18 protein-coding genes are annotated in these 17,591 nt (G+C 68.8%); 13 read left to right on the forward strand and 5 right to left on the reverse strand.

The window, feature by feature from the left end:
• Positions 1-32 precede the first annotated feature (32 nt).
• The 9 genes from IFT87_RS07555 (at position 33) to pal (ending at position 8,300) form a co-directional block, all read left to right on the forward strand.
• Entirely contained in the window at positions 33-1,286 is a 1,254-nt protein-coding gene (locus tag IFT87_RS07555; RefSeq protein ID WP_037531555.1) for an aspartate kinase, read from the forward strand.
• A 97-nt stretch (positions 1,287-1,383) separates the two neighbouring features.
• Positions 1,384-2,403 carry an NAD(P)H-dependent flavin oxidoreductase gene (locus IFT87_RS07560; RefSeq protein ID WP_031440024.1) on the forward strand — a complete coding sequence of 340 codons (1,020 nt, stop codon included), beginning with the start codon at positions 1,384-1,386 and terminating at the stop codon, positions 2,401-2,403.
• Positions 2,404-2,536: 133 nt separating this feature from the next.
• Positions 2,537-3,337 (forward strand): hypothetical protein, encoded by an 801-nt coding sequence (locus IFT87_RS07565; protein WP_192007990.1) that lies wholly within the window; start codon positions 2,537-2,539, stop codon positions 3,335-3,337.
• 93 nt (positions 3,338-3,430) lie between these two features.
• Entirely contained in the window at positions 3,431-3,892 is a 462-nt protein-coding gene (locus IFT87_RS07570; protein ID WP_031440026.1) for a YbgC/FadM family acyl-CoA thioesterase, read from the forward strand.
• Entirely contained in the window at positions 3,889-4,581 is a 693-nt protein-coding gene (gene tolQ, locus IFT87_RS07575) for a protein TolQ (RefSeq protein ID WP_031440027.1), read from the forward strand. Before IFT87_RS07570 ends, tolQ begins: the two co-directional genes overlap by 4 nt.
• Before the next feature lie 35 nt (positions 4,582-4,616).
• Positions 4,617-5,054 (forward strand): protein TolR, encoded by a 438-nt coding sequence (gene tolR, locus IFT87_RS07580; protein WP_037531582.1) that lies wholly within the window; start codon positions 4,617-4,619, stop codon positions 5,052-5,054.
• 27 nt (positions 5,055-5,081) lie between these two features.
• Entirely contained in the window at positions 5,082-6,158 is a 1,077-nt protein-coding gene (locus IFT87_RS07585) for a cell envelope biogenesis protein TolA (RefSeq protein WP_192007992.1), read from the forward strand.
• A 200-nt stretch (positions 6,159-6,358) separates the two neighbouring features.
• A complete protein-coding gene (gene tolB / locus IFT87_RS07590) occupies positions 6,359-7,720 on the forward strand; it encodes a Tol-Pal system beta propeller repeat protein TolB (RefSeq protein WP_192008196.1) in 1,362 nt (453 codons plus the stop codon).
• Positions 7,721-7,772: 52 nt separating this feature from the next.
• A complete protein-coding gene (gene pal, locus IFT87_RS07595; protein ID WP_031395926.1) occupies positions 7,773-8,300 on the forward strand; it encodes a peptidoglycan-associated lipoprotein Pal in 528 nt (175 codons plus the stop codon).
• A 225-nt stretch (positions 8,301-8,525) separates the two neighbouring features.
• Here the strand turns inward: pal and IFT87_RS07600 are convergent, their stop codons facing one another.
• The 4 genes from IFT87_RS07600 to IFT87_RS07615 form a co-directional block, all read right to left on the reverse strand.
• Entirely contained in the window at positions 8,526-9,392 is an 867-nt protein-coding gene (locus IFT87_RS07600; protein ID WP_192007993.1) for a S1/P1 nuclease, read from the reverse strand.
• A complete protein-coding gene (locus IFT87_RS07605; protein WP_192007994.1) occupies positions 9,389-10,318 on the reverse strand; it encodes an isoaspartyl peptidase/L-asparaginase family protein in 930 nt (309 codons plus the stop codon). The genes IFT87_RS07600 and IFT87_RS07605 overlap by 4 nt, the downstream gene beginning before the upstream one ends.
• A gap of 8 nt (positions 10,319-10,326) precedes the next feature.
• A complete protein-coding gene (locus IFT87_RS07610; protein ID WP_192007995.1) occupies positions 10,327-11,508 on the reverse strand; it encodes an acyltransferase family protein in 1,182 nt (393 codons plus the stop codon).
• 84 nt (positions 11,509-11,592) lie between these two features.
• Positions 11,593-12,114, reverse strand: coding sequence for a DUF1993 domain-containing protein (locus IFT87_RS07615; protein ID WP_192007997.1), 522 nt, complete (start codon positions 12,112-12,114; stop codon positions 11,593-11,595).
• Positions 12,115-12,229: 115 nt separating this feature from the next.
• Between IFT87_RS07615 and ispG the strand changes: the two genes are divergently transcribed.
• The 3 genes from ispG (at position 12,230) to IFT87_RS07630 (ending at position 15,235) form a co-directional block, all read left to right on the forward strand.
• Positions 12,230-13,369, forward strand: a complete 1,140-nt coding sequence (gene ispG / locus IFT87_RS07620) for a flavodoxin-dependent (E)-4-hydroxy-3-methylbut-2-enyl-diphosphate synthase (RefSeq protein WP_031440350.1) — start codon at positions 12,230-12,232, stop codon at positions 13,367-13,369.
• Positions 13,370-13,802: 433 nt separating this feature from the next.
• Complete coding sequence (locus IFT87_RS07625; RefSeq protein WP_192007999.1) at positions 13,803-14,762, forward strand: DMT family transporter; 960 nt, start codon at positions 13,803-13,805, stop codon at positions 14,760-14,762.
• Positions 14,759-15,235, forward strand: coding sequence for a GNAT family N-acetyltransferase (locus tag IFT87_RS07630; RefSeq protein ID WP_192008000.1), 477 nt, complete (start codon positions 14,759-14,761; stop codon positions 15,233-15,235). The genes IFT87_RS07625 and IFT87_RS07630 overlap by 4 nt, the downstream gene beginning before the upstream one ends.
• A gap of 143 nt (positions 15,236-15,378) precedes the next feature.
• On the opposite strand, the gene IFT87_RS07635 is transcribed toward IFT87_RS07630, so the two are convergent.
• Positions 15,379-16,545: a DUF1176 domain-containing protein gene (locus IFT87_RS07635; RefSeq protein WP_192008002.1), complete on the reverse strand. Its 1,167-nt coding sequence runs from the start codon at positions 16,543-16,545 to the stop codon at positions 15,379-15,381.
• Positions 16,546-16,650: 105 nt separating this feature from the next.
• Here IFT87_RS07635 and IFT87_RS07640 point away from each other — a divergent pair, with 105 nt between their 5' ends.
• Positions 16,651-17,520, forward strand: coding sequence for a 3-hydroxyacyl-CoA dehydrogenase NAD-binding domain-containing protein (locus IFT87_RS07640; RefSeq protein WP_192008197.1), 870 nt, complete (start codon positions 16,651-16,653; stop codon positions 17,518-17,520).
• Positions 17,521-17,591: the final 71 nt, after the last annotated feature.

Here is a 17,591-nt window from a genome sequence, read left to right on the forward strand (position 1 = left end):
GCCGCTTCGACCCAAAGGGATTTACGCTGCCCATGGCCCGTATCGTGATGAAATTCGGCGGGACGTCGATGGCTGGGATCGAACGTATCCGCAACGTCGCGGCGCGCGTGAAGCGCGAGGTCGATGCGGGCAACGAGGTCGCGGTCGTCGTCTCCGCAATGGCGGGCGAGACCGACCGGCTGGTCGGCTTCTGCCGCGAGGCGTCGTCGCTGTACGATGCGAAGGAATATGACGTCGTCGTCTCGGCGGGCGAGCAGATCACGAGCGGGCTGCTCGCGATCGCGCTGCAGGCCGCGGGCTGCAAGGCGCGGTCGTGGCTGGGGTGGCAGCTGCCGATCAACACGTCCGACGCGCATGGCTCGGCCCGGATCGGCGAGATCGACACGGTCGCGCTCGATGCGAGCCTTGCGGAGGGCGTCGTCGCGGTGATCCCGGGGTTCCAGGGCGTGGCGGAGGGCCAGCGTGTCACCACGCTGGGGCGCGGCGGATCGGACACCTCGGCGGTCGCGATGGCGGCGGCGATGAAGGCCGATCGCTGCGACATCTATACCGATGTCGACGGCGTCTACACGACCGATCCGAGGATCGTGCCGCGGGCGCGCAAGCTCGGCAAGGTGACGTATGAGGAGATGCTGGAACTCGCGAGCGTCGGCGCCAAGGTGCTGCAGACGCGGTCGGTGGGCCTGGCAATGAAAGAGAATGTGCGCGTGCGCGTGCTGTCCTCGTTCGAGGATGGCGATACCAGTGACGGACACCGCGGCACGCTGATCGTGGGCGAAGAGGAAATCGACGATATGGAACGCCAGCTCATCACCGGCATCGCGCATGACAAGAACGAGGCGAAGATCACGCTGACCCAAGTCAGCGATCGCCCGGGATCGGTCGCGGCGATCTTCGCGCCGCTCGCCGATGCCGGGATCAACGTCGACATGATCGTCCAGAACGTCGCGCATTCGACCGGGTCGACCGACGTGACGTTCACCGTGCCCTCCGCGGATCTGGCGCGGACGCTCGACGTGCTCGACAAGGCGAAGGACGCGATCGGTTTCGCGAGCCTGGTCCATGACACGCGCGTCGCCAAGGTCTCGGTGGTTGGCGTCGGGATGCGCAGCCATGCGGGCGTCGCCTCGACGATGTTCACCACGCTCGGCGAACGCGGCATCAACATCCAGGCGATCGCGACGTCGGAGATCAAGGTCAGCGTGCTGATCGAAGAGGATTATACCGAGCTGGCGGTGCGTGTGCTGCACACGGCTTACGGGCTCGACGCCGAGGATGCGGCTTGACGGACACCGTCCGTTCGTTTCGAGCATTGTCGGGAAATATGTCACGGATACTGCGCGGGGTTTCTCGACTTCGCTCGACACGAAGGGGAGTTTTGTAATGACCATCGGCAGCGACCGGCTTCAGCGTCGCATGGCGCGCGGCGCCGCATTCCTCGGGTCCGAGGTCGCGATCCTTGGCGGGGCGATGTCCTGGGTGAGCGAGCGCAACCTCGTCTCCGCGATTTCGAATGCGGGCGGGTTCGGGGTGATCGCGTGCGGGGCGATGACGCCCGCGTTGCTCGATGCCGAGATCGCCGCGACCCAGGCGATGACCGACAAGCCGTTCGGCGTGAACCTGATCACGATGCATCCCGACCTGGTCGAACTGATCGCGGTGTGCACGCGGCACAAGGTCGGCCATGTCGTGCTGGCAGGCGGATTGCCGCCCAAGGGCAGCCTCGAGGCGATCAAGGCGGGCGGCGCCAAGGTCATCTGTTTCGCGCCGACGCTGGCGCTGGCCAAGAAGCTGATCCGCAGCGGCGTCGATGCGCTGGTGATCGAGGGGATGGAAGCCGGCGGGCATATCGGCCCGGTGTCGACGAGCGTGCTGGCGCAGGAGATGCTGCCCGAGATCGCCGAGCTGGTACCGGTGTTCGTCGCGGGCGGGATCGGTCGCGGCGAGGCGATTGCGGGCTATCTCGACATGGGTGCTGCGGGCGTCCAGCTCGGCACGCGGTTCGTCTGCGGGACCGAATCGATCGCGCATGCCAATTTCAAGAAGGCGTTCATCCGCGCTTCGGCGCGCGATGCGATCGCCAGCGTCCAGCTCGACGCGCGGCTGCCGGTTATCCCAGTGCGCGCGCTGAAGAATGCGGCGGGCGAGCTGTTCTCGGCCAAGCAGCGCGAGGTCGCGGGGCATCTCGACGAGGGACGCGTGGCGATGGGCGAGGCGCAGTTGCAGATCGAACATTACTGGGCGGGCGCGCTGCGCCGCGCGGTGGTCGACGGCGATGTCGAGCATGGGTCGGTGATGGCGGGCCAGTCGGTCGGCATGGTCACCAAGGAAGAGCCGGTCGCGGACATCATCGCCGAGCTGATGGCACAGGCCGCGGCGGCGCTCGAGGCACGCGCGGCCTGATCCTTCGCCGGCCTAACACGCTGCGATCGTGCCGTTCGTCGCATTAGGGTTGCAGTCGCGTACGCGTTTTATACCCTGTTAACCTTATCGCGGCAGGTCTGTCTCGGTCGGGGGACAGCGAGGACTTGAGTCGATGAAGCGTCAGTTTGCGATGATTGCGGTGACCGCAGCCCTGCTCGCCGGGTGCGCGCGGAAGCCGGTCGAGGTCGCGGCGCCCGCACCGGCGCCGGTCGCGCCGGTGCCGGTCGCGGCCCCGCTGCCCAAGGGTGCGTTTCCGGGGATGAAGATCCCCGCGGTGCTCGCCGACGGTACCTATCCGACGCCGAACCGCAACCTGACCGAATCCGCGAAGATCTGGCACCTGCGCGCTGCGCTGAACGTCGCGGCGCTGGCGTGCCGCGGACCGGACGAGGCGGTGATCGTCGCGGGCTACAACGCGATGCTCGCCGCGCAGAAGCCGGTGCTCGCCAAGGCCGAGGCGACCTATTCTGCGGAATATCGCGCGGGCGGCGGCGACTGGCAGGATCGCTACGACGATTCGATGACGCGGCTGTACAATTTCTTCTCGCAGTCGCCGTCGCGTGATGCGTTCTGCGAAGCGGCAGGGCGCGTGCTGGCGGAGGGCGCGAGCGTGCCGGGGCCGATGCTGGCGAGCTTTGCCGCGACGCGGCTGCCGATGCTGGAGCAGCCCTTTACCGATTTCTACCGCGCGTTCGACGCCTGGCGCGGCACCGCGGTGCAGCCGCTTCCGGCACAGCGCGTGATCTTTGCGAGCAACGGCGCGGTCCCGGTCGGCGGTTCCGGCGCGGCACCGCTGCCGCCCGCCGCGCCCGCCACGCCGGGGTTGCAGGCGCAGCTCCGGCCCGTCACGCAGCCGCCGCTTCCCGTCGCGCCGCGTCCGCAGCTGCAGGTCGATCCGGGCGTCCTGCAATAAGACGAGTCGTATCCGCCTGCGCGGGTGCGAAACCGCGGGCCGGGCGACGCGAATGCTTTCTTCGCGGCGATGCTTGGGTTAACAGCCCCCGGAATGGCTGACGCAGAGCAGGATCAACCGGCGGGAGGGCGCTTTGCGGGGCGCGAGCACCGGTTCGCGCTGCGCGTGTATTTCGAGGACACCGACCTGTCGGGCGTCGTCTATCATGCCAATTACCTGCGCTACATGGAGCGCGCGCGGTCGGACATGCTGCGCGTCGGCGGGATCGACCAGCGCGCCGCGTTCGAGGCGGGCGAGGGCTCCTATGCGATCGCAAGCCTCGCCATCCGCTATGCCGCGCCCGCGCGGCTCGACGATGCGCTGGTGATCGTCTCACGGATCACGCAGGTCCGCGCGGCCAGCGTCGCCATTCATCAACGAGTCATGTGCGGCGGGCTTGTCTTGGCCGAGGCGGACGTGGTGGCGGCGCTGATCGCCCCCAACGGCCGGCCGCGACGCCAGCCGCGCGCATGGACTGACATCTACGAACGCCTTGTCTGGCAGGGGGAAGCATGAATCCGGTTCTGACTATGGATAGCGCGACATTGTCGCCGATCCACTTGTTCCTACAGGCCGATCTGGTCGTGAAGGGCGTGATGATCGGGCTGCTGCTCGCCAGCGTCTGGACCTGGGCGCTGATCGTCGCGTTCTGGCGGCGGCTGGGCAAGACGCGCAAGGGGCTGGTGCGGTTCGAGCGCGACTTCTGGAAGGCCGAGGACATCGACGTGTTCTACAAGGCCGAGAGCGAGACCGACCTGCCGTCGGCGCGCGTGTTCGCGGCCGGGGTGACCGAGTGGCGGCGGTCGACCGCGGGCGGCACGATCGACAAGGCCGGGACGCGCGAGCGGCTCGCCACGACGATGGGTGCGGCGGTCGCTCACGAGATCGACACGCTGTCGGACCGGCTGAACGTGCTGGCGACGGTCGGGTCGGTCGCGCCGTTCGTCGGGCTGTTCGGCACCGTCTGGGGCATCATGCGCAGCTTCACGAGCATCGCGGCGGCGCAGAACACCTCGCTCGCCGTCGTCGCGCCGGGGATCGCGGAAGCGCTGTTCGCGACCGCGATCGGCCTGTTCGCGGCCATCCCGGCGGTGATCGCGTACAACCGCTTCAGCCACGGCATCAACCGGATCGAGGCGAGCCTCAACCGCTTTGCCGACGGCTTCCACGCGACGCTGTCGCGGCAGCTGGACGGCGCGCGATGAGCGGCCGGCCGGTGCTGTGCACGGGAGGCGCGTAGATGGCGATGAACCTTCCTTCGGGTCGCGGTCGCGGGCGGCGCGCGCCGATGGCGGACATCAACGTCACGCCGATGGTCGACGTGATGCTGGTGTTGCTGATCATCTTCATGGTGACCGCACCGCTGATGACCGCAGGCGTGCCGGTGAACCTGCCCGATGCGCGTGCCAAGGCACTGGACCAGGAGCAGAAACCCGTCGAGATCTCGATGGATGCGACGGGCGCGGTGTTCATCGATCAGGACCAGATCGGCGAGGACGCGCTGCCGGTACGGCTCGCGTCGATCGCGGCGAGCCGGGCGGTCGGCAACGAGCCGCAGGTGCTGCTGCGCGCGGACCGCAAGCTCGATTACGGCCGGGTGATGCGCGTGATGGGCGAGCTCAACCGCGCCGGGCTGAACCGCGTCGCGCTGGTGACGGTCGAGGGCACCCCCAACTGATGTCGCGGCGGTGATGGGCCCTTGGTGATGGATCGCTCCGAAAAGATCGGATTCGGCGTCGCGCTGGTCGGGCATGTCGTGCTGTTCGCGCTGTTGTCGGTCGGGTTTCTCGACACGCCCGAGCCGCCCAAGCCTGTCCAGCAGCCGATCGACATCAGCCTGGTGCCCGACGTGGCGCTCGAGGCGACCGCGCCGCAATCGGCGGAGACGCCCGCCGAATCGGTCGCGCCCGACGAGGGCACGCCCGAGGATGCGGCCCCGCCCGCGCCGCAGGAGGCCGAGCCCGAGCCGCAGCCGGATCCGGTGCCGCCTGCGCCGCAGCCGGCCCCACCCAAGCCTGCGCCCAAGCCTGCCCCGCCCAAACCGGCGCCCAAGCCCGAGCCGAAGCCCGAGCCCAAGCCGGTGGCCAAGCCCAGGCCCGCGCCGCCGAAGCCGGTGGCGAAGCCCGCGCCCGTCCCTAAGCCGGTGGCCAAGCCTGCGCCGGCCAAGCCGAGCCCGGCGAAATCCAAGCCTGCGCCCGCGAAACCGGCGGCCAAGCCATCGCCCGCCAAGGCGGCACCGGCGAAGAGCGCGGCCAAGTCGAACGCGGCGCCCGCCAAGAGTGCGGCGTCCTCGGCAAAGCCCGCCAAGCCTTCGGCGACCAAGGGTAGTGGATCGACCGCAGAGGCCAAGGCGGCACGGCCGCGCGGGTCGCGGCTGGGCGACAATTTCCTCAAAGGCCTGTCGGCGGATCCGTCGCCGAGCAAGTCGGAAGCGCCCAAGGCGGCCAAGCTCGGCGCGCAGGCGGCGGCCAATATCGGCTCGGCGATCCTGCGACAGGTGCAGCCCTGCGCAAACCGGCAGGTGACGCCGGGGCCGGGCGCGGAGCGGATCCGGGTGACGATCAACCTGAAGCTCAACCGCGACGGGACGCTGAAGTCGCGGCCGACGATCACCGGGCATGCGGGCGTCGACGACGAGAACCGGCGCTATGTCGACCGCGTCGACGATCTCGCGATCGCGACCTTCACGGGCTGTTCGCCGCTGCGCGGTTTGCCCGACGACCTGTATGACGTGCAGAATGGCTGGAGCAATTTCAGCCTGCGTTACAAGCTTCCCGGATGAGGATGTCCGTTATGTTCCGATCGCTGTCCCCCCGCCGGCCCGCCATGATCTCCAGCCTCTTCCCCGGCGAAGGCCGGGGCCCAGGTGGAGAGGTTTTCGTGACGGCGCGCACCGTGCTTGCAGCAGCTTCTCCCAACTGGGCCCCGGCCTTCGCCGGGGTGGGGTCTGGGGTGAGGGCGGTGCTTGCTTCGGTCGGGTTGATGGCACTCGTTGCCGGCGGTGCGGCCAGTGCGCAGGATGCGCCGGCGCCGGCGCCGGTACCGCAGGCGGGGGCGCCGGCGGCCGCGGAGGATCAGTCCGGCGGGCTGGTGGTCGACGTGACGGGCGGGATCTCCGCGCCGATGCCGATCGCGGTGCCGGTGATGCCGACGTCCGCGGTGGTGTCGACGCCGGCGGGGTCGACCGACGTGCTAGGCCGGCAGCTGGCCGATATCGTCACCAACGACCTGCGCAATTCGGGTCTGTTCACGCCGCTCGCCCCCGGGCAGCTGCGCGCGATCGGCTTTCCCGAGGTTACCGCACCAGGGTTCGATTACTGGGGCAGCACGGGTGCGCAGGCGCTGGTGCAGGGCTTCATCCGCGCGAATGGCGACGGGAACCTGACGGTCGGCTGCTATCTGTACGACGTGTCGTCGCGCGCCGAGCTGACCCGGCAGGGGTTCGTCGTGCCGCCGTCGGACTGGCGGCGTGCCGGGCATAAATGCGCGGACATGGTCTATACGCGACTGACCGGCGAGGGCGCCTATTTCGACAGCCGCGTCGTCTATGTCTCGGAAACCGGGCCGAAGAATCGCCGGATCAAGCGGCTGGCGATCATGGACCAGGACGGTGCGAACCACCGGTTCCTGACCAACGGCCAGTCGATCGTGCTGACGCCGCGGTTCGCGCCGAACCAGCAGTCGATCGTGTATATGAGCTATGTGAACAACCGGCCGGCGATCTATGTCTATGACATCGGCACCGGGCGGCAGCGGCTCGTGGTGCAGAATGCCAGCCTGACCTTTGCGCCGCGCTTCTCGCCCGATGGCCGCAACATCCTGTTCTCGATGGCGCAGGGCGGCAATACCGACGTGTACCGCGTGTCGAGCCAGGGCGGCGCGCCGCAGCGGCTGACCAATTCGCCCGGCATCGATACCGGCGGCAGCTATTCGCCCGACGGATCGAAGATCGTGTTCGAGAGCGACCGGTCGGGCGGGCAGCAGATCTATGTCATGAACGCGGACGGATCGAACCAGCAGCGGATCAGTTTCGGCGGCGGGCGCTATGCGACGCCGGTGTGGAGCCCGCGCGGCGACCTGATCGCGTTCACCAAGCTGGGCGGCGGGTTCCGGATCGGGATCATGAGCCCGAGCGGCGGGGGCGAGAAGCTGCTGACCAACGACTGGCAGGACGAGGGGCCGAGTTGGTCGCCGAACGGCCGCGTTATCAACTTCTTCCGCTCGGGACGCGGCGGCGGGGGCAAGGCGGATCTGTGGTCCGTCGACCTGACGGGCGTCAACGAGCGCAAGATTCCGACCCCGCTCGACGGGTCGGATCCAGCCTGGGGCCCGCTGCGGCCCTAGACCGATTATGTAATCTATGTTGGAATATGTTCCGACCACGGGAGAAGATGTGATGGCCAAGTTTACGACAACGCTGCTGTGCGCGACCGCGCTGATCGCCGTCGCGGGCTGCGCCAAGAAGCGGCCCGAGACCCTGCCGCCCGCCCCCGTCGATTCGTCGGCGGGCGTCGACCCGACCGGCGGGCTGGCCAATGGCGGCGCGAACGGCGCGATCGTGCCCGGGTCGGACGCCGATTTCCGCCGCTCAGTGCAGAGCAACACGGTCAATTTCGCGCTCGACATGTACGATATCGATCCGACCGCGCGCGCGATCCTCGACAGCCAGGCCGAGTGGCTGGCGCGCAACCCCAATGTCCGGATCACGATCGAGGGGCATTGCGACGAGCGCGGCACGCGCGAGTATAACCTGGCGCTGGGCGACCGGCGGGCCAATTCGGCGAAGAACTACCTCGCGGCGCGCGGCGTGTCGGCGTCGCGGATGACGACGATCAGCTATGGGTCGGAGCGGCCGGTGGCGCAGGGGTCGGACGATGCGGCCTGGGCGGAGAATCGCCGGGCGGTCACGATTGTGCTGAACTGAGGGTTGGGGGCGGGCTCGTGAGGAGCCTTGCCCCGTCCTTCGTCATCCCCGCGGAGGCGGGGATCCAGACGGACTGACGGTCGGGTCTACTCGCGAGGGTAGCCGGTCTGGGTTCCCGCCTTCGCGGGAATGACTTTGGGCTGGGGGTATCTCTAGCCTCGTGCCCTCACCCTCCCATGCGCAAGGGCGCATGGGCCCCTCCCTCTCCCCAAGGGGAGAGGGGTTTTAGGTCAGGGCTTTGTCTAGAAGTTTTGCCAGGCGGAGGCCACCTTTGCGGACTTCTTCGCGGGAGACGGGGGCGATGCGGGCGATCGTGGCTTCGTCGAGTTTCACGCGCGGGGGGACGGGGGCGCAGGCGTCGCCGCCCAGCGCCGACGCATAGGTGACGTCGTGCGCGACCTGCCAGCTTTCGCGGCTCCAGTCGGCGACGGTGCCGGCGGCGATGCGCGCGCGTTCGGCGGCGGGGTAGCGGCGGACGAGCGAGGGCGGCGCGGAGATTGCGCGCTCGGCGAGCGTGCCGTCCGAGACCGAGTGGAGATTGAGCCGGGCGGGGGCGTAGATGCCGTAATCGGTCTTCACGTCGTTGCCGCCCTTGTCATGGCGATCGCCCGCGTGGAGCGGCTGGTGGAGATCGCCGACGAAGTGGATGAGGAAGGCGAGCGCCTGGACGCGATCGTGCGGCGACGTCTTGCGGTCGCGGAGCAGGGTCACGTCGCGGTCGATCTGCGCGGAGACGCAGTCGCCATCCTTGCAGGCAGGCGTCAGGTCGAACGGCGCGCAGACATCGACATTCTGGTAATGCCAGCTGTACGCAAAGCCGAAGCGCGACTTGCCGTCGGCAGTCTTGAGCGGCTTAATGCAATCCGCCCAGACACTTGCCTCTTCGATCGTGCCGGCCGGACATTCGGGGGTGTCGAGCAGCGCTTGCTGCGCGAGGATGCGGCGGATCGCGACCTTCGTGCGCGGCGCGACATTGGCATAGGCGATCTGCGCAACCGTCTCATGCCCATATTCCCAATAAGCGGAGGCGGGGGCGGCGGTCAGCGCGGTCGCGGCGAGGATGCCGAGCGCGGTCAGGGGCTTGCGAATCATGGCTGCTCACTAGCGTAGATGGCGACGCTGCGCGCGCCCTTTGCGGACGCGGTGCCGCGGTACATGCCGGGCGTGGTGAACGACCAGGCCATGCTGCCATCGGGTGCGACGACGATCGCGCCACCGGTGCCGCCGAGCGCGCGGACTTCGGCGAGGACCGCCTCGGTCGCGGTCTGGAGCGGTTCGCCGGTCAGCCGGACGCGCGCGGCGATCTCATGCCCGACGCCGACGCGCAGGAAGAACTCGCCCGAGCCGGTGCACGACACCGCGCAGGCGCGATCGTCGGCGAAAGTGCCGGCACCGATGACAGGCGAATCGCCGATCCGGCCCCAGCGCTTGCCGGTGACGCCGCCGGTCGAGGTGGCGGCGGCGACATGACCGTGCGTGTCGCAGGCGACCGCGCCGACGGTGCCGTATTTCATGTCGACGTCGAACATGTCGCCGCTCGCCTGAAGCTCGGCGAACTGGCGGCGGCGCTCGTCAGTGGCGAACCAGTCCTGCTCCGCCTGTTCGAGGCCGTGCTCGCGTGAAAACGCGTCGGCGCCGGTACTTGCGAGGAAGACGTGGCGGCCGTCGTCGAGGATCGCGCGCGCGAGGCCGACCGGGCTGCGAGTCGCGGTGGCGGCGGCGACGGCGCCCGCGGCGCGCGTGCGGCCGTCCATGATCGCGGCGTCGAGCTCGATCCCGCCCTCATGCGTGAAGACCGCGCCGCGGCCCGAATTGAAGTGCGGATCATCCTCGAGCACGCGGACCGCGGCCTCGACCGCGTCGAGCGCGGTGCCGCCGCCCGAAAGCACCGCCGAGCCGGCGTCGAGCGCGCGCGACAGGCCGGCGCGCGCGCCCGAATCCTGATCGGCGGAGAGCATCTCGCGGTCGAGCTTGCCCGCGCCGCCGTGGATGACGAGGGTCCAGTTGGGTTGGGGCATGGGGGCTTTCACAAGGTTGGCGGGGTGGGACGAAGGTGGAGACGCAGCCCGATCAGCGGGCGCAAGGGCGCGACCCTGCGGCCGATCCGGTAGAAGGCGAAGCAGCCGATCAGCGTCGCGGCGAGCAGCATCAGGAACTCCGCCCAGCCGGGAAGGCCGGCGGGGAGCAGCGCGTACATGACGAGGACGATGATCGTCTGGTGGATCAGGTAGAAGGGGAACACCGCCTCGGTCAGCATCGGCCGCCAGCGATGGTCGCGGTTGAGATGGCGTTCGGCGAGCCCGATCAGCGCGACGATTCCGCCCCATTGCTCAAGCGCATGCGCGATGCCGTAGGCGGTATAGAGCCAGTGCGGCTTCGCAACCCCGGCGGGCCAGCCGAGCTCTATGCCGAGGATCGTCGCATAGCCGAGCAGCGCGAGCCCGGCGCCGACCTTCCACAGCCGCGCAATCGCGGCGATCGCGGGTTCGGAGCGTGCGAGACCGAAGCCGAACAGGAAGGCGGGGAAATAGGTGATGTGCGCGATCCAGTCGCCGAGCAGCGCCTGGCTCTCGGCCGCCATCTGGAACCACCAGCCATGGACGAAGATGAGCCAGGCGAGCGGCAGGAGCAGCACCAGCCAGCCGCCGAAGACGCGGTCGAAGAGCCGCTGCGCGCCGCGGCTGCGGACATTCTGGTGGCTGCGCAGGCTTCGCGGGCCCCGGACCAGCGCGACGCCGAGCGTCAGGACCGTCGTGTAGACAAAGAGATAGACGACGAACCAGAGGTGGTTCCACGCCGGGAGCCAGAGCCCGTCGAGCGGGGCGAAGCGGAAGGCGTCGTGCGTCCAGAAGGTCCAGTAGCTGCCCGCATAGCCGTGCCGGGTGACGAGCTCGACCCAGGGTTGCGGGGGGACGATGACGAGGATGCCGAAGGCGAGCGGTACGAGCAGCCGGTAGCAGCGCGTCGCGAAGAAGCGGACCGGGCCGCTCGACCGGCGGAGCAGCGCGCGGCTGGCATAGCCCGACACGACGAACAGCAACGTCAGCCGCCACGCATTGGTGGCGAGCATCGGCAGCCGGACCCAGTCCTCGACATGCAGCGACTTCACATGGAAGTTCCACGGCACGAAGACCATCGCGATATGGTAAAGGATCAGCAGGGCGAAGGCGCCGATCCGCAGCCAGTCCATGCCGTAATGCCGGGTCATCGCAGCGCCCTAGGCGGCGGGTGACGGGGCTGCAAGCACGCGCTGCCCCGTCACACCGGCGCGGGCCCGCCCGGCCCGGCCCGGTCAGGCGGCCATGCGGGGGACGCCGAGGAAGTCGCGTTTGCCGAGCGGGACGCCCTGGGCGCGCAGGATCGCGTAGGCGATGCTGGCGTGGAAGTAGAAATTGGGCTGCGAGAAGGACAACAGGAAGTTGGCGCCGGTGAAGGGCATGACATAGCTGCCGAATTCGAACTTCGTCGCGGCGGTGGCGAGCGTGTCGAATTCGGCCGGGTCATAGCCCTCGAGCGTCGCGATCGCGCCCTGGACCGCGGCGTGGAGCCCGGCGAAGTCGGTCGGCCAGGCGCTGCGGTCGGGCGAGAAGACGCCGTCGCGGACGCCCTGCACGCCGCCCGCCGAATGCGCGACGCACGACTTCACCTGATAGCCGAAGGGGAGCATGTCGTCGGCGAGCTTCGCGTCGATCAGCGTGGCGGGGTCGATCCCGCGCTCGGTGGCGAAGGCTTCCGCCTTGTCGAGCAGCGCGTCGAGCGCGCGCAGGACCTGGAGATTGGAGGGGATCGTCGCATCGTAGAGGGACAGGGTCATCGATCGGGCTCCGCTGAGATGCGGCAACCTATGGCCGTGCGGCGGCATGTGCCAGCGTTGTTTCGCTCGCCGCGTCCAGCCGCTATATACGGCGGTGAACCCACGAGGAATCTTCATGTCCCTTCGTCCCTGGCGCGATATCACCCGCCGTACGAGCCGCCAAATCATGGTCGGCAACGTCCCCGTCGGCGGCGATGCGCCCGTCACCGTGCAGACGATGACCAACACGCCGACCGACGACATCAAGGCGACGGTCGACCAGATCCGCCGCTGCGAAGAGGCGGGCGTCGACATCATCCGCGTCAGCTGTCCCGATGTCGAATCGACCAGCGCGCTGAAGCAGATCGTCCGCGCGAGCCGCGTGCCGATCGTCGCGGATATCCATTTCCACTATAAGCGCGCGCTCGAGGCGGCGGATGCGGGGGCGGCGTGCCTGCGGATCAACCCGGGCAATATCGGGTCTGCGAGCCGCGTGAAGGAGGTCGTCGACGCGGCGAAATCCAATGGCTGCGCGATCCGGATCGGCGTGAACGGCGGAAGCCTCGAGCGGCATCTGCTCGAAAAATATGGCGAGCCGTGCCCCGATGCGCTGGTCGAATCGGCGCTCGATCATATCAAGTTGCTGCAGGACCATGACTTTCACGAGTTCAAGGTCGCGGTGAAGGCGTCCGACCTGTTCCTCGCGGTCGCGGCCTATCAGCAGCTCGCCGAACAGGTCGACTGCCCGCTGCACCTCGGCATCACCGAGGCGGGCGGGTTCGTCGGCGGCACGGTCAAGTCGGCGATCGGGATGGGCAGCCTGCTCTGGTACGGGATCGGCGACACGATCCGCGTCTCGCTGTCGGCCGAGCCCGAGGAGGAAGTGCGCGTCGGGTTCGAGATTTTGAAGGCGCTCGGCATCCGCAACCGCGGCGTGCGTGTCGTGTCGTGCCCGAGCTGTGCGCGGCAAGGGTTCGACGTGATCCGCACCGTCCAGGCGCTCGAGGAGCGGTTGCAGCATATCCGCACGCCGATGTCGCTCAGCGTGCTTGGCTGCGTCGTGAACGGGCCGGGCGAGGCGCGCGAGACCGATATCGGGATCACTGGCGGCGGCAACGGCAAGCACATGGTGTATCTGTCGGGGGTCACCGACCATCATGTCCAGGATGCCGATATGGTGAACCATATCGTCAAGCTGGTCGAGGCCAAGGCGGCGGAGATCGAGGCCGCGGATGCGGCGGTCGCGGCGCTGGTGCCGGAGATGGCGGCGGAATAAGCGGGGTCTTATCGGGCGGTTGGCGGAGCCGGGCGTCGCCCTCACCTTCCGTCATCCTGACGCAAGTCAGGATCCAGGGCGGCGGGGGTGGTGCTGCTTGGCTCTGGATCCTGACTTTCGTCAGGATGACGGGGTGGGCTGACGGACGTTTCGGGTTTTGGCGGTGCTTCGACTTCGCTCAGCACGAGCCGGAGGGGCGTGGCAGTGCTTCGACTTCGCTCAGCACGAGCGGGAGGGTGGCGTTGTTTGGCTCTGGGTCCTGACTTTCGTCAGGATGACGGGGAGGACGCCTCCGCTGTTCTCCCGCGTAGGCGGGAGTCCAGGGTTTTTGCGGTGGGGGTGGGGCTTCTGGGCCCCCGCTTTCGCGGGGGAACCGGCACTCGCGATCGTGAGGATGCTGACAGCCTGCGGGCGATGATGGCGCCGGTGGGGGATGCCGGTTAAGCGGGGGGATGGGTATTGGCATCTTCTCGGCGGCGGGGCGGGCGGCGTGACGGGGCGCAGCGTTTCGCCGGCGCTGGCCCTTGCCGTCGCGGCGCTCGGGATCGGGTTGTTCTCGGTCATGGACGCGGTGATGAAGTCGCTGGTGCTGGGGATCGGGGTGTATAACGCGCTGCTGTGGCGGCAGATGGCGAGTGTCGGGCTGGGGGCGGTCGCCTGGAAGCTCGGGCGGAGCGGGCGGCCGAGCGGGCGGGCGCTGAAACTCCATTGTGCCAGAGGGTTGGTGACCGCGGCGATGGCGCTGCTGTTCTTCTGGGGGCTGGCGCGCGTGCCGATGGCGCAGGCGATTTCGCTGACCTACATCTCGCCGATCCTCGCGCTGCTGCTCGCCGCCGTCACGCTGGGTGAGCGGGTCGGGCGCCGGGTCGTGGTCGCGTCGATCCTGGCGCTGGGCGGGGTCGGAATCGTGATGATCGGGCATGGCCGCGAGGGCGCGGCGGGGGCGGCGAGCCTGACGGGGGTCGCGGCGGTGCTGGGATCGGCGCTGCTCTATGCGGTCAACCTGGTGATCGCGCGGGTGCAGGCGCAGGCGGCGCGGCCGGGCGAGATCGCGTTCTTCCAGGCGCTGGTGGTGACCGCGACGCTGGCGCTTGCGGCGCCGTGGCTGGCGGTGGTGCCCGATGCGGCGACATGGCCGCAGCTGTTGCTGGCGGCGGGGCTGGCGACCGCGTCGCTGTGGCTGCTCGGCTGGGCCTATGCGCACGGCGACACAGGATTTCTCGCGACGACCGAATATAGCTCGTTCGTCTATGCCGCAGGGCTCGGCTATCTGGTGTTCGGCGAGCGGGTGTCGGCGTTTACCGCGTGCGGCGCGGGTGTCATCGTCGTCGCATGCCTGTATGCGGCGCGGCGGCGCGATATCGCGCAGACGTCGATGGAGGCCGCCGCATGACCCAGATCCGTTCCGCCACCCGCGCCGATACCGGCACGATCCTGCGCTTTGTGCGCGAACTCGCGGCGTTCGAGCGCGAACCCGATGCGGTCGAGGCGACCGAGGCGACGCTGGGCGAGGCGCTGTTCGGGGATGCCCCCGCGGCGGAGGCGGTGATCGCGGACGGGCCGCAGGGACCGGTCGGGTTCGCGGTGTTTTTCCACAATTTCTCGACCTGGACGGGCAAGCGCGGGGTGTATCTGGAGGATCTGTACGTGACGCCCGAGGCGCGCGGGCAGGGGGTCGGCGGTGCGCTGCTGGCGCATCTGGCGGGGATCGCGATCGACCGCGGATGCGCGCGGTTCGAATGGTCGGTGCTCGACTGGAATGCGGATGCGATCGCGGTCTATCGCAAGCTGGGTGCGGTGGGGATGGAGGACTGGACGATCCAGCGGTTGACGGGGGATGCGCTGGTGAAGCTGGCGGGGCGGTAGGCCTGTCGTCAGCCGCGGGCGCCGTCATCCTGACGGACGTCAGGATCCAGAGCCAAACAGGTTGGCGCTAAGTAACTCTGGATCCTGACTTTCGTCAGGATGACGGAAGAAGAAGGGATGACGGGAGAAAAAGGGGGGGCGCGTCAGTTGCGGGCGACCGTCGTGCGCCAGATGACGGGCCAGGTGATCGCGCCGCGGCATTCGCCCATCATGCGCATTTCGGAGAGGCGGAAGCGGGTGCCGTCCCAGACATAGTCTTGGCCGACGCCGCAGTCGCCGATGCCGCGGCCCTTGGCGTAGGAGCTGAGCAGTCCGGTCTTCGGGTCGTAGCCCGCGTTGACGAGCGCGGGTTTCGCGCCGGGTTCGCCGAATTGCGGGGGCAGGTCGAACGGCGCTTCGCTGGCCTTGCCGTCGCGGACGATCAGCGCGCGGGTGATGACATTATACGCGCCGGATCCGCAGGATAGCAGGACGAGGTCGGTGGTCGCGTCGAGCGCATGGGTCTCGTTGGTGACGGGGCCGAACTGGTCCGCGGCACAGCCGGTGCGCTGGCGCATCTGTGCGACGAGCGGCGCGGCGGGGGCCTGCGCGCTACGGTCGGTGAGCGGGGCGGCGAGGATCGTCGGGAGCGCGGGCGGGGTGGTCGCGGGCGGCGTGTCGCCGGTCGCGACGAGCGCGGTGGCGGTGTCCGCGCGGCCCTGTTGCGCGTCGGCATAGCGGAGCGCCGCGGCGGCGCCGGTGATGACGACGGGGATCGTCCGGCCGTCGAGTCGCGCGGTCATCGCGGTGCCGGTGGCGAGGCGGCGGGCGAGCGTCATCGCGACCGGGCCGGTGACGGTGAAGCGCCGGTCGTCGCCCGGATTGCCGCTGGCGAGCGGGGTGCCGTCGATCGCGACGACGACGCGGCGCAGCGCGCTGCCCGGCGTGCCGATCGTCACCGATACGGGCGCGTCGGCGGCGGGGCCGCGCTCGACCACGATCGACAGTTCGGCGATGCTCGAATCGTCGGGCGCCATCGAGACCGCGGTGCAATAGGCACCGTTGTCGCAGGCAATTCCCCAGGCGCCGAAGGTCTTTACGCTGGTCGGGCGGGGGCGTGCCTTCGAATCGACGGCGGGCTCCGCGGGGGCCTGCGGGGCGGCGCCGTGCGCGATCGGGCGCGGTTTGGGGCGGGCTGGGGTTTCGAGCGGGACGGTCGCGTCGTTGGGCGCGCCGGTGTTGCCGCTGGGGCTGCAGGCCGTCGCGGCCAGCAGAACCGAAACGGGCAGAACCGAAACGGGCAGAAGCGAAACGAGAACTGGATAGCGCATGCGACCTCCTGACCGGTCTGGCGGCGACGGTCCCGCTTCGATAGGGGCGAGGCCATAGTCGAACAACCGTCAATGGTAAGGGCGGCAATCAAGATGGAGAGTGCGATGCAGACGATCGGCGTAATCGGCGCGGGACAGATGGGCGCGGGGATCGCGCAGGTCGCCGCGCAGGCGGGCTACCGCGTGCTGCTGGCCGATATGGGCCTGCCCCAGGCCGAGGCGGGCAAGGCGGGGATCGGCAAGGCGATGGCGCGGCTGGTCGAGAAGGAGAAGATCACCGCCGACGTCCGCGAGACGACTTTGGCGAACATCGAACCGGTCGCGAGCGTCGCGGAGATGGGCGACTGTTTCATCGTCGTCGAGGCCGCGACCGAGCGCGAGGCGATCAAGCGGACGATCTTTGCCGAGGTCGGCAAGGTGTTGAAAGCGGACGCGATCCTGGCGTCGAACACCTCGTCGATCCCGATCACGCGGCTGGCACAGGCGGCCCCCGATCCGGCGCGGTTCATGGGGGTGCATTTCTTCAACCCGGTGCCGGTGATGCGGCCGATCGAGCTGATCCGCGGGCTCGCCACGTCGGACGCGACGGTCGCCGCGGTCGAGGCGTTCGCCGAAAAGCTCGGCAAGCAGGTCGTGCATGCGAACGACGCGCCGGGCTTCATCGTCAACCGCGTGCTGATGCCGATGATCAACGAGGCGTGCTTTGCGCTCGGCGAAGGCGTGGCGGGGGTGCGCGACATCGACCTGGCGTGCCAGCTTGGGCTCAATCATCCGATGGGGCCTTTGACTTTGGCCGATTTCATCGGGCTCGACACCTGCCTGGAGATCACCCGCGTGCTGTTCGAGGGGACCGGCGATCCCAAGTTCCGGCCCGCGCCGCTGCTGGTCAAATATGTCGAGGCCGGGTGGTTCGGGCGCAAGACCAAGCGCGGCTTCTATGACTATTCGGGTGCGGAGCCGGTGCCGACCCGCTAACCAGATCGGTTATTCACCCTTGACATCGTCACGCTGTTCTGGCACATAACGGGAACGATGACGAATTGCGA

The sequence above is a fragment of the Sphingomonas sp. CFBP 8765 genome (assembly GCF_014841445.1).
GTDB classification, from domain to species: domain Bacteria; phylum Pseudomonadota; class Alphaproteobacteria; order Sphingomonadales; family Sphingomonadaceae; genus Sphingomonas; species Sphingomonas aerolata.

What these genes read in the sequence shown, in the direction of transcription:
- IFT87_RS07555 (WP_037531555.1), top strand. Translation starts at nt 33, where the DNA reads ATGGCCCGTATCGTGATGAAATTCGGCGGGACGTCGATGGCTGGGATC.
- IFT87_RS07560 (WP_031440024.1), top strand. Translation starts at nt 1,384, where the DNA reads ATGACCATCGGCAGCGACCGGCTTCAGCGTCGCATGGCGCGCGGCGCC.
- IFT87_RS07565 (WP_192007990.1), top strand. Translation starts at nt 2,537, where the DNA reads ATGAAGCGTCAGTTTGCGATGATTGCGGTGACCGCAGCCCTGCTCGCC.
- IFT87_RS07570 (WP_031440026.1), top strand. Translation starts at nt 3,431, where the DNA reads ATGGCTGACGCAGAGCAGGATCAACCGGCGGGAGGGCGCTTTGCGGGG.
- tolQ (WP_031440027.1), top strand. Translation starts at nt 3,889, where the DNA reads ATGAATCCGGTTCTGACTATGGATAGCGCGACATTGTCGCCGATCCAC.
- tolR (WP_037531582.1), top strand. Translation starts at nt 4,617, where the DNA reads ATGGCGATGAACCTTCCTTCGGGTCGCGGTCGCGGGCGGCGCGCGCCG.
- IFT87_RS07585 (WP_192007992.1), top strand. Translation starts at nt 5,082, where the DNA reads ATGGATCGCTCCGAAAAGATCGGATTCGGCGTCGCGCTGGTCGGGCAT.
- tolB (WP_192008196.1), top strand. Translation starts at nt 6,359, where the DNA reads ATGGCACTCGTTGCCGGCGGTGCGGCCAGTGCGCAGGATGCGCCGGCG.
- pal (WP_031395926.1), top strand. Translation starts at nt 7,773, where the DNA reads ATGGCCAAGTTTACGACAACGCTGCTGTGCGCGACCGCGCTGATCGCC.
- IFT87_RS07600 (WP_192007993.1), bottom strand. Translation starts at nt 9,392, where the DNA reads ATGATTCGCAAGCCCCTGACCGCGCTCGGCATCCTCGCCGCGACCGCG.
- IFT87_RS07605 (WP_192007994.1), bottom strand. Translation starts at nt 10,318, where the DNA reads ATGCCCCAACCCAACTGGACCCTCGTCATCCACGGCGGCGCGGGCAAG.
- IFT87_RS07610 (WP_192007995.1), bottom strand. Translation starts at nt 11,508, where the DNA reads ATGACCCGGCATTACGGCATGGACTGGCTGCGGATCGGCGCCTTCGCC.
- IFT87_RS07615 (WP_192007997.1), bottom strand. Translation starts at nt 12,114, where the DNA reads ATGACCCTGTCCCTCTACGATGCGACGATCCCCTCCAATCTCCAGGTC.
- ispG (WP_031440350.1), top strand. Translation starts at nt 12,230, where the DNA reads ATGTCCCTTCGTCCCTGGCGCGATATCACCCGCCGTACGAGCCGCCAA.
- IFT87_RS07625 (WP_192007999.1), top strand. Translation starts at nt 13,803, where the DNA reads ATGCCGGTTAAGCGGGGGGATGGGTATTGGCATCTTCTCGGCGGCGGG.
- IFT87_RS07630 (WP_192008000.1), top strand. Translation starts at nt 14,759, where the DNA reads ATGACCCAGATCCGTTCCGCCACCCGCGCCGATACCGGCACGATCCTG.
- IFT87_RS07635 (WP_192008002.1), bottom strand. Translation starts at nt 16,545, where the DNA reads ATGCGCTATCCAGTTCTCGTTTCGCTTCTGCCCGTTTCGGTTCTGCCC.
- IFT87_RS07640 (WP_192008197.1), top strand. Translation starts at nt 16,651, where the DNA reads ATGCAGACGATCGGCGTAATCGGCGCGGGACAGATGGGCGCGGGGATC.